General features: G+C 69.0%; 8 protein-coding genes. All 8 read left to right on the forward strand.

Features of this window, described 5'->3' with window-relative positions; all coding sequences use genetic code 11:
- Positions 1 to 189 precede the first annotated feature (189 nt).
- A complete protein-coding gene (locus ACR9ZG_RS02000; protein WP_481283147.1) occupies positions 190 to 1497 on the forward strand; it encodes an ABC transporter substrate-binding protein in 1308 nt (435 codons plus the stop codon).
- Positions 1494 to 2459, forward strand: a complete 966-nt coding sequence (locus ACR9ZG_RS02005) for a carbohydrate ABC transporter permease (RefSeq protein ID WP_481283148.1) — start codon at positions 1494 to 1496, stop codon at positions 2457 to 2459. Before ACR9ZG_RS02000 ends, ACR9ZG_RS02005 begins: the two co-directional genes overlap by 4 nt.
- Positions 2459 to 3361 (forward strand): carbohydrate ABC transporter permease, encoded by a 903-nt coding sequence (locus ACR9ZG_RS02010; protein ID WP_481283149.1) that lies wholly within the window; start codon positions 2459 to 2461, stop codon positions 3359 to 3361. Before ACR9ZG_RS02005 ends, ACR9ZG_RS02010 begins: the two co-directional genes overlap by 1 nt.
- Positions 3362 to 5608 (forward strand): alpha-xylosidase, encoded by a 2247-nt coding sequence (gene yicI / locus ACR9ZG_RS02015; RefSeq protein ID WP_481283150.1) that lies wholly within the window; start codon positions 3362 to 3364, stop codon positions 5606 to 5608. It abuts the gene before it with no gap.
- 102 nt (positions 5609 to 5710) lie between these two features.
- Positions 5711 to 6889: an ROK family transcriptional regulator gene (locus tag ACR9ZG_RS02020; protein WP_481283151.1), complete on the forward strand. Its 1179-nt coding sequence runs from the start codon at positions 5711 to 5713 to the stop codon at positions 6887 to 6889.
- Positions 6890 to 7105: 216 nt separating this feature from the next.
- The gene (locus ACR9ZG_RS02025; protein ID WP_481283152.1) at positions 7106 to 8335 is read left to right on the forward strand and encodes a multidrug effflux MFS transporter; all 1230 of its coding nucleotides are present in this window, start codon (positions 7106 to 7108) and stop codon (positions 8333 to 8335) included.
- A gap of 36 nt (positions 8336 to 8371) precedes the next feature.
- Positions 8372 to 9949 (forward strand): hypothetical protein, encoded by a 1578-nt coding sequence (locus tag ACR9ZG_RS02030; RefSeq protein ID WP_481283153.1) that lies wholly within the window; start codon positions 8372 to 8374, stop codon positions 9947 to 9949.
- A gap of 31 nt (positions 9950 to 9980) precedes the next feature.
- A complete protein-coding gene (locus tag ACR9ZG_RS02035; RefSeq protein ID WP_481283154.1) occupies positions 9981 to 10667 on the forward strand; it encodes a phosphatase PAP2 family protein in 687 nt (228 codons plus the stop codon).
- Positions 10668 to 10744: the final 77 nt, after the last annotated feature.

The following is a 10744-nucleotide window of genomic DNA, read 5'->3' on the forward strand; positions in this document are numbered from 1 at the left end:
CGCGCATTGTTGCTATCGCGAACAATGCCTGTACTCGCCAGCATTCTGGCCCTCTGCGCCGCGCTGCGGGCGGAAATCGCTCTTGCATTCGCGCCCTCCGTCGCTTAAGTTGTTGTCACCAACAAAATGCATCGGAGTGGCTGCGAGGCCGGAGACGCGCGCGCCCACTCCACTACAAGGAGGTACACGATGCGCTCACGGCACCTCGCAGTCGGCGCCGTCCTGGCCGCCGGTGCGCTGCTGCTCGCCGGATGCTCGGGAGCGGCCGAGTCCGGCTCCGACAGCACCGACGGGACGGGCAAGACCCTCACGCTCTGGCACTACGAGAGCGAGGACTCGGCGATGGGCAAGGCCTGGACCGAGGCCATCACGGAGTTCGAGCAGGAGACCGGCGCGAAGGTGAAGCTCGAGGCGAAGAGCTTCGAGCAGATCCGCTCCACGGCCTCCCAGGTGCTCAACTCGAACCAGGCCCCCGACATCCTCGAGTACAACAAGGGCAACGCCACGGCAGGACTGCTGTCGAGCCAGGGCCTGCTCACCAACCTCGACGACGCGGTCAAGAAGTACGGCTGGGACGAGAAGCTCGCCTCGAGCCTGCAGACCACGGCCAAGTACGACGACAAGGGCATCATGGGCTCCGGCTCGTGGTACGGCGTCCCGAACTACGGCGAGTACGTCGAGGTCTACTACAACAAGGACCTGTTCGCGAAGTACGGCATCGAGGTGCCGAAGACGATGGACGAGTTCGTCGCGGCGCTGCAGAAGTTCAAGGACAACGGCGTCACCCCGCTCGCGGAGTCGGCCGCCGAGTACCCGCTCGGCCAGCTCTGGTACCAGCTCGCGCTGAGCAAGGCCGACCGGAAGTGGGTCGACGACTACCAGCTCTACAAGGGGAAGGTCGACTGGAAGGGCGAGGAGCTCAGCTACGCCACCGAGACGATCGACGACTGGGTGAAGAAGGGCTACATCTCGAAGGACGCGTCGGGTCTGAAGGCCGAGGACGCGGGCACCGCCTTCATCGCCGGCAAGTACCCGATCTTCTTCTCGGGCAGCTGGTGGTACGGCCGGTTCCAGACCGAGATCACCGGCTACGACTGGGGCACCTTCCTGTTCCCCGGCGCGAAGCTGTCGCCCGGCTCGGCCGGCAACATGTGGGTCATCCCGGAGAGCGCCAAGAACAAGGGCCTCGCCGAGAAGTTCATCGACATCACGATGAGCGACAAGATCCAGGCGATCATCGGCAACAACGGCGGCGTGCCCGTCGCGGCGAAGACCGACGACATCACCGACGAGAAGTCGAAGGAGCTGATCGCCAACTTCAACGCGCTCACCGGTGAGGACGGCATCGCCTTCTACCCCGACTGGCCCACCCCGACGTTCTACGACCAGCTCAACGCGGGCCTGCAGAACCTCATCAACGGCGCCTCCCCGTCCGCGGTCAACAAGGAGCTCGGCTCCGAGTACCAGGACGGCGTCGACGAGATCGTGAACCAGTGACCACCACCCTCGACGCGAAGGCCTCCCGGCCCGCGAACCGGCGCCGCAGCGAGTCGCTGCTGCCGGCCAGCGGGCCGGGCGGCTTCTGGCTCTACCTGCTGCCGGGGTTCGTCCTCCTCGCGGTGATCGTGCTGATCCCGCTGGTGTGGAACGTCTACCTCAGCTTCACGAGCTACCGCGGCATCCGCCCGCCGAAGTTCACCGGCCTGAACAACTGGGAGCGGCTCTTCGCCGACGAGAAGTTCTGGACCTCGTTCGGCAACTCCATCGCGATGATCGTCGCGATGGTGGTGATCCCGACCCTGGTCGGCCTGGTGCTCGCCGCGATGCTGTTCGACCTGATCGGGAAGAAGTTCGGCGGGAGGCTCGCCAGCTTCCTGCGCGCCACGTACTACCTGCCGCAGATCCTCCCGGTGGTCATCGCGGCGATCGTCATCGGCTGGATCCTGCGGCCCGACAACGGCGCGCTGAACACCATCCTGGCTGCGGTCGGGCTGGGCGACCTCCAGCACAACTGGCTCGGCAGCCCGGACACGGCGCTCGCCGCGATCATGGCCGTGATGGTCTGGGTGCAGCTCGGCTACCCGGTCGTCATCTTCATGGCGGCGCTGCAGCGCGTCGACCCCGAGCTGTACGAGGCGGCGGAGCTGGACGGCGCCAACTGGTTCCAGCGGTTCCGCTCGATCACCGTGTCGATCATCCGGCCCGAGATCTTCGTGGTCACGCTCACCTGCACGATCGCGGCGCTGAAGGTGTTCGGGCCGGTCTACACGCTCACCCGCGGCGGCCCCGGCACCGCGACCATGGTCCCGAGCTACTACTCGTACAGCGAGTTCTTCCAGAGCCAGCAGGTCGGCTACGGCGCCACCATCGCGACCGCGCTCACCGTCGTGATCGTGGCCGTGTCCATCCTCTTCATCGTCGCCCAGAACCGGGCAGAGCGCAGGGAGAACGAGCGCTGATGACCTCCACCCTCACGCCGACCACGGCGTCCGCCTCCGCACCCCCGGCCGCCCAGCGCCGGCTCCGGCGGCAGAAGCCGAAGAAGACCGCGACCGACTGGGTGATCCTCGCCGTCGCGATCGTGATCGGGGTCGCCATCGCGTTCCCGTTCCTGCTCATCCTGATCAACTCGTTCAAGAGCCCCGCGGACTACAACGCCGGCGGGCCGCTCCAGCTGCCGACGCAGTTCTACACGGACGGGCTCGTGAACTTCTGGAACCGGGTCGACTTCCCGCGGAAGCTCTGGAACTCGGTCTTCATCGCGGGCGTGGTCTCGATTCTCGCCGTGGTGATCTCGGTGCTCAACGCCTACGCGCTCGGCATCGGGCGGGTGAAGGCGCGCACCTGGATCATCGTGCTCTTCCTGCTCGCGAACATGCTGCCGCAGGAGGCGCTGCTCTACCCGCTGTACTTCATGTTCAAGCAGGTCGGGCTGTACGACAACGTGTGGAGCGTCATCATCATCTTCACGGTGATCCAGAGCGCCTTCGGCACGTACCTGCTCTCGAGCGTCTACGGGACCTTCCCGAAGGAGGTGCTGGAGGCGGCGTCGCTCGACGGGGCCGGCCGCTGGCGCATCCTGTGGCGCGTCGTCGTGCCGATCTCGCGGCCGACGCTGAGCGTGCTGCTCATCTTCTTCTTCATCTGGACGTGGAACGAGTTCCTCATCCCGCTGACGTTCCTGGTCTCCAACGACAATCAGACGGTCCCGGTCGCGATCAGCGTCCTGCAGGGCGACCGGCTGATGGATGTGACGACCACCTCCGCGTCGGCGCTGCTGGGCCTCATCCCCACGCTCGTCTTCTTCCTCATCTTCCAGCGCACCCTCACGCGCGGCATCACAGCAGGAGCGGTCAAGTAAATGAAGTTCACCGATGGTTTCTGGCAGCTCCGCCCCGGGGTCACGCCCGTCTACGCCCAGGAGGCGTACGACGTGTGCACAGGGGAGGGGACCGTCACGATCACCGCGCCCGGCAAGATCATCGAACGCCGCGGCGACACCCTCAACCGGCCGACCCTGACCGTCACGCTCAGCTCTCCCCTGGAGGGCGTGGTCGGCGTGCGGATCGAGCACTGGCAGGGCGGTCGCGAGGAGCGCGGGTTCGCCCTGCGCACCGAGGAGGGGCACGGCGAGGTGACCGCGAGCGACGAGAGCGTCAGCCTCCGCTCCGGCGACCTCACGGCGACCGTGCGGCGCGGTGCCCCGTGGTCGCTGACGTTCGCGGCGGGCGACCGGGTGCTCACCTCGAGCGGGCACAAGTCGGTGGGCTACATGACGGTGGAGGGCGAGGGCGCGTTCGTGCACGAGCAGCTCGCCCTCGGCGTCGGCGAGCTCGTCTACGGGCTGGGGGAGCGGTTCGGGCCGCTGGTGAAGAACGGGCAGGTGGTCGACGTCTGGAACGCCGACGGCGGCACCTCCAGCGAGCAGGCGTACAAGAACGTGCCGTTCTACCTGACCAATCGCGGGTACGGCGTGCTCGTGAACCACCCCGGTCACGTCTCGTACGAGGTGGGCTCGGAGTCGGTCGAGCGCGTCCAGTTCTCGGTGAAGGGGGAGAGCCTCGAGTACTACCTCATCTACGGCCCGACGCCCACGGAGATCCTCGAGCGCTACACGGCACTGACCGGGCGCCCTGCGGAGGTGCCGGCCTGGTCGTACGGGCTCTGGCTCTCCACCAGCTTCACCACGGCGTACGACGAGCAGACCGTCACCTCCTTCATCGACGGGATGGCCGAGCGCGACCTCCCGCTGTCGGTGTTCCACTTCGACTGCTTCTGGATGCGCGAGTTCAACTGGTGCGACTTCGAGTGGGACCCGCGCACGTTCCCTGACCCGGAGGCGATGCTCGCGCGGCTGCACGGCAAGGACCTGCGCGTCTGCGTGTGGATCAACCCGTACATCGGGCAGCGCTCGCCGCTGTTCGCCGAGGCGGCGGAGGCCGGCTACCTCGTGCGGCGGCCGAACGGCGACGTCTGGCAGTGGGACATGTGGCAGGCCGGCATGGGGCTCGTCGACTTCACCAATCCCGCGGCGACCCGCTGGTTCCAGGACAAGCTGCGCGCCCTCGTCGCGCAGGGCGTCGACTGTTTCAAGACCGACTTCGGGGAGCGCATCCCGCTGGAGGTCGAGTACTTCGACGGATCGTCGCCCGAGCGCATGCACAACCTCTACACGCAGCTCTACAACGAAGCCGTGTTCCAGGTGCTGGAGGAGGAGCGCGGGCGCGGAGAGGCCGTCCTCTTCGCACGGTCGGCGACGACGGGCGGGCAGACCATGCCGGTGCACTGGGGCGGCGACAACACCTCGAGCTACGAGTCGATGGCCGAGACGCTGCGCGGCGGGCTCTCGCTCGCCTTCAGCGGCTTCGGGTTCTGGAGCCACGACATCGGCGGCTTCGAGGGCACCCCTGACCCGGGGGTGTTCAAGCGGTGGACCGCGTTCGGCCTGCTGTCGAGCCACTCCCGGCTGCACGGCAGCGACTCGTACCGGGTGCCGTGGGCGTTCGACGAGGAGGCGGTGGAGGTCACCCGCCGGTTCACCAGGCTGAAGCTGCGCCTCATGCCGTACCTGTACGCCGCCGGCCGCGAGGCGGCGCTGCGCGGCACGCCGGTCATGCGGCCGATGCAGCTCGAGTTCCCCGGCGATCCGGCGGTCGAGCACCTCGACCGGCAGTACCTGCTCGGCGGCGACCTGCTCGTCGCGCCCGTGTTCTCAGCCGCCGAGGTCGAGTTCTACCTGCCGGCGGGCACGTGGACGTCCCTCCTCACCGGCGATCGGGTGGAGGGAGGCCGCTGGCTGCGCGAGACGCACGGCTTCGACAGCCTCCCGCTCTACGTGCGCGAGGGCGCCGTGCTGCCGCTCGGCGCGCGGGAGGACCGGCCGGACTACGAGTACCGCGACGGGCTGACGCTCGCCGTGTACCCCGGACCCGACGGCGACCGCTCGGTGACGGTCACGTCGCCGGACGGGGAGACGGCGGAGTACGTGGTGACGCGTGCGGGCTCGTCGGTGCGGGCGACCGGTCCCGCGGACTTCCCGTTCACGCTGCTCGAGGTCGCCACCTCCCGCAGCGCGGAGGCGGTCGGGGGCGTCGCGGAGCTCGCCTGAGCGCCCGGGCCGCGCGCGTCGAGTCGTGAGCACCTGCGGGAAGCCGCAACGAGTCACGAGTCGACGCCGGCGCGCGGCGGGCGGGATAGGGTGGCGGGGACCATGAACGGCACAACGGCTGGCACCAACCTCGACACGGTGCGGCGGCACAATCTCGCGACCGTGCTCGGGATGGTGCACCGCGACGGACCGCTGCCGCGCTCCGCGCTCACCCGCGCGACCGGGCTCAACCGCAGCACGGTCGGAGCGCTCGTCGCCGAGCTGGTGCAGCTCGGGTTCGTGCTGGAGCGGGAGCCGCGGCTGGGCAACCGGGTCGGCCGGCCCTCCCCGGAGGTCGTCGCCGACGGGCGGGTGGTCGCGTTCGCCGTCAACCCCGAGATCGACGCGGTGACGGTCGGCGTCGTCGGTCTCGACGGCACCGTCCACCGGAGGCTGCGCCGGCCGACCGGGCACGTCCCGACCGCGCGCGAGGCCGCCGCCATCGCCGCCGCGATGATCGACGGGCTGCGCAGGGAGCTGCCGCGCGGCTCCCGCGTCGTCGGCATCGGCGTCGCCGTCCCCGGCCTGGTGCGCGAGGAGGACGGCGTCGTGCGCCTGGCGCCGCACCTCGGGTGGGCGGAGGAGCCGTTCGCAGCCGAGCTGGGGCGCGCGACCGGACTGCCGGCGCTCGCCGCCAACGACGCCCGGCTCGGCGCCGACGCCGAGCGGCTCTTCGGCGCCGGACGCGGCGCCTCCGACCTGGTGTACCTCAACGGCGGCGCCTCGGGTATCGGGGCCGGCGTCGTCGTCGGGGGCGCGCCGCTCACCGGCGTCAACGGCTATGCGGGCGAGCTGGGGCACACGCTGGTCAACTCCTCGGGCATCCGCTGTCACTGCGGCGCGATCGGCTGCCTCGAGACGGAGGTGAGCCAGCAGGCGTTGCTCGACGCCCTCGGGCTGACCGACGCCGCGGCCGAGGAGCTGGAGGCTGCCCTCACGGCCGCCGTCGCCGCCGGCGATCCACGGGTGACCGACGAGGTGGAGCGGCAGCTGGGCTACCTGGCGACCGCGCTGCGGACCGCGACGAACGTGTTCGACCCCGGCCTGATCGTGCTCGGCGGCTTCCTCGGGGCGCTGCACGGGCTCGCCCCCGACCGCCTGCCCGCGCTGGTAGGCGAGCAGGCGCTCGCCGCGTCGGCGGAGTCGCTGCGGATCGAGCGCGCGGCGCTCGGCGCCGACATCCTCATGATCGGTGCGGCCGAGCTGGCCTTCGCGCCGGTGCTCGCCGCGCCCGCGGCCTAGGCCGGCCGGTCGGCTGTTCGGTTCCCGACAGCGCGCCCCCGCAGCGGCCGTGGGAACGGTCACATCGCGGCGCCGCCGTGCGATAGGATCGATCCCAGCTTCCGAGTCGAATCGATTCGAACCTCCACCCGACAGCACCGCGCCCCGCCGCGGTGCTGTCGTTTTGCGCTCGACGGTGCGCGCAGCCCCATCCGCCTCCATCAGAAGGACTCCCACGTGACCACCGTCGTGCATCCCGGCGACTCGCTCTCCGGCCGGCAGCGCCTGGCCTACATCCTCATCCTCGGGGCGCTGACCGCACTCGGCCCGTTCACGATCGACACCTACCTCCCGGCCCTGCCCACGCTGCAGGGCGACTTCGACGTCTCGACCGCGGCCATCCAGCTGACCCTCACCGCCACCACCATCGGCTTCGGCGTGGGCCAGCTGCTCGTCGGCCCGTGGTCGGACAAGATCGGCAGGCGCACGCCGCTGATCGCGGCGACGGCGGTCCACATCCTGTCCTGCCTCGCCGCGGCGGTGGCGCCGAACGTCGAGCTGCTCGGCGTCGCCAGGGCGCTGCAGGGCATCGGCGCCGCGGCCGGCGGCGTCGTGGCGATGGCCATGGTGCGCGACCTGTTCGGCGGGCGCCCCCTGGTGCGGATGCTCAGCCGGCTGGCCCTGGTCAACGGCCTCGCACCCGTGCTCGCACCGGTCCTCGGCTCCTGGCTGCTGCTCGTGATGCCGTGGCGCGGCATCTTCGTCGTGCTCGCCTGCTACGGCGCGTTCGTGATCGTCTGCGTCTCGCTCTGGATCGTGGAGACGCTTCCCAAGGCGCGGCGCCACGACGCCGGTCACTCGACGGTGCGGCAGCGCTACAAGGCCGTGCTCTCGGACCGCGTGTTCGTGGGCATCGCGATCGTCGGCGCCGCCAACTTCACCGGCCTGTTCTCGTACCTGTCGTCGAGCTCGTTCATCTTCCAGGAGATCTACAAGTTCAACGCGCAGGAGTACGGCCTGCTGTTCGCGGTGAACTCCATCGGCATCATCATCGGCGTGCAGTCGGCCTCCCGGCTCACCAAGTACGTCGGCCCGCAGTGGATCCTCGCCTGCACCACGGTCGTGATGCTCGCAGCATCCGTGCTCATCGTCGTGCTCGACCAGGCGCACGTGGGCCTCTGGGGCGTCGCGATCCCGCTGTGGTTCTTCATCTGCGCCTGCGGCTTCGGCTTCCCGTGCGTGCAGGTGCTGGCGCTCAACGGGCACGGCCACGAGGCGGGGACCGCCGCGAGCCTCCTCGGCGCCCTGAACTTCGGCATCGCGGGCATCGTGTCGCCGATCGTCGGCATCCTCGGCGTCGGCAGCGCCGCGCCCATGGGGGCCGTGATGGCGATCTGCGCGCTGGTCTCGATCGCCTCCCTCTGGCTCGTCGTCCGCCCGCGAACAGTGCCGGCGCTGGCGCACTAGCCGCGCCCCGCGGAGTGGCAGGCGCACCTCGGCGGGATGGGCCACCACACTGACTACTGGGTCAGCGTCACGGTTGGCCTATTGCTTCGATCGCGGGGGAACAGCATCTATACGTTTCTGACGCTTCTCGTAGTTGCAGACGACTATGAGGACATCCTGGCGTCCTTAGTCGACGGACTGCGCGCCGAGCCGTCGGCAAGTGCACGCATCAAGGGCGGATCCGTGCTCTCGACTCATCGCTATCGATCGTCTGTCACGTACGGGGAATACGAGAAGTCGATTGGGCGCCAGCTCATCTCCCAATCATCAGCGATCGCTCTCGGCCACGAGCAGCTCGCCCTCGAGCGAGCGACCGCCGCGGGAATGACCGCTCTCCACCATTCGGGCCGCATCAGTGCGCTCGATCTCGTGTGGTCCAACGAGGAGTGTCTAACAGTGGCTGGCATCTCACCCGATCTGGCGGAGCAGCTGGCCGATGGCGCGCAGAAGGCGGGCCGCGTCTTGACGGCTCTCCGTTACGACGAGACCAACGCCGATGCCCGGCGCTTCTTTTGGGATGTGCTTATCCTGCTGGCGATGGTCCATCACGGCAGCGTCTTCGAGGCCTACATGGAGTCGGTGGAGGATTTCGTTCCGGACTCGCAGCCGTGGGAGTTCATTCCCGGCGCCTATTTCCGCCGCTTCGACGAGTCGGTGCTCTTCGCGGACTACGACGGGATCCACTTCGAAGCCGGGGCGTCGACATCCGACTTTCCACCGACCCCGCCGGCCGCGAACCGTCAGCGGATGAGCGTGCCACCCGTGTGGCGGGTCGCCGAGTCGCTCGAAGACCGGACCGGGGCGCGCATCAGCCCCCTGGACGATCCATCAGCGACGGCTGGAGCGACGCTGCCGGGCCCGGGATTGCGGTATCCCGATCCGTACATGATCGTCCCGAAGGTAGCCGGTTACTGCCTCGATCGCGACCAGGCTGAGCAGAAATGGACTGGGTTCGCCCACCACGAGTTCCACGCGACCAACCCGGGTGAGGCCGAGCTGATCGCCTTCCGGCTTTGCGGTGCACTACTCGGTCCGTTTGAGCCGTATGAGTCGAGGGTGAACGCGGACGGTTCGCTGCAATTCTCGGTGCGAGTCGCCCTCCCCGCGCGATTCGGCTACGCGCCTGTGTTCACATCCTGGGTCATATCCCCGGGAGGTGCCCCGACTCTGGGTACCGCGTTGGTGAACGGCGGCAGTCGAGAGCACAGCCTGGCCTTCCCTCCGCTTCCCCGTTGGAGCGACGGCTCTCTCGTCTCGATCGCACAACAGGTGCGATCCGACGCCGCGACATACTCCGAGTCTCTGCGAGCAGAGGGGCGGGAGGCTGGCGGCGTCGTCTGGGTTCGCCATGACGATGTGCGCTCTCGAGGATTCGCACGAGCTCTTCGAGCCGCCCTGCCGGGAGAAACCTTCGTCGCCCGCCGCAAGGCGCAGGGCGGGCGGTCCACCGGATGGGCGGTGGCGAGCGGCGAGATCGGCCAGATCGAGGGGATGATGCGGTTCATGCAATACCAGCTGTTCGAACACGGAATCCGAACGGGCGTCCAGCTGATACCGCGAGTCGGCGAGCACTAGCCGCGCCCCGGCCCACGGGTACGGTGTGGGCATGAGCGACACCGGCCATGACATCCCGAAGGCGGCGAAGGTCACCAGGAGGTGGCCCGTCGTCTCGGCATCGGTCGCGATCGCGCTGGTGGTCGGGCTGGGTGTGATCATCGCGTTCCGGCGCAGCCGGGCGTTCAGCGTCGACCAGGAGTGGATGGGCGAGATCGTCGAGCACCGCTCGCCGTTCTGGCTCGCGCCCGCGCTGTTCTTCAACTACGCGGGAGGGACGCTGTTCGGCTCGGTGGTCGTGCCGCTGGTCATCTTCCTGCTGCTGCTGGCGTTCAGGAGGCCGTGGGGCGCCGTGTACTTCGCGCTCGCCAGCCTGCTCTCGCTGGGCGCGGTCCAGCTGCTCAAGCACACGGTGGGCCGGGCGCGGCCGACGGACATCCTCGTGCACGTCGACACCGGCTCATTCCCGTCGGGGCATACGGCGAACGCGGCGACGATGGTGGTCGTGCTCGGCATCCTGTTCCCGCGGGTGTGGGTGTGGTGCGTCGGGGGCGCCTGGGCGGTGTTGATGGCCGTCAGCCGCACGTATCTCGGAGCGCACTGGCTCAGCGACACGGTGGGCGGCCTGCTGCTCGGCGCGGCGATCGCGGTCATCGTGTGGGCGCCGCTGGCGCACCGGATCGCGCTCGAGAGCGCGGCGCCGCATCCGTTCTTCCCCCGCCACGCATCCCGCATTTGATATACCAGGTCGCACATACCTATAGTGAGGCGTCCCTACTGATCCGGTCGCCGTTCCGCCTGCACGGCGGCCCTCGC

The organism is Leifsonia sp. KNZ12-8B (genome assembly GCF_056755495.1).

Bases quoted from the DNA above. Each gene is read 5' to 3' on its own strand.
- ACR9ZG_RS02000 (WP_481283147.1), top strand. From the start codon at position 190: ATGCGCTCACGGCACCTCGCAGTCGGCGCCGTCCTGGCCGCCGGTGCG.
- ACR9ZG_RS02010 (WP_481283149.1), top strand. From the start codon at position 2,459: ATGACCTCCACCCTCACGCCGACCACGGCGTCCGCCTCCGCACCCCCG.
- yicI (WP_481283150.1), top strand. From the start codon at position 3,362: ATGAAGTTCACCGATGGTTTCTGGCAGCTCCGCCCCGGGGTCACGCCC.
- ACR9ZG_RS02020 (WP_481283151.1), top strand. From the start codon at position 5,711: ATGAACGGCACAACGGCTGGCACCAACCTCGACACGGTGCGGCGGCAC.
- ACR9ZG_RS02030 (WP_481283153.1), top strand. From the start codon at position 8,372: ATGGGCCACCACACTGACTACTGGGTCAGCGTCACGGTTGGCCTATTG.
- ACR9ZG_RS02035 (WP_481283154.1), top strand. From the start codon at position 9,981: ATGAGCGACACCGGCCATGACATCCCGAAGGCGGCGAAGGTCACCAGG.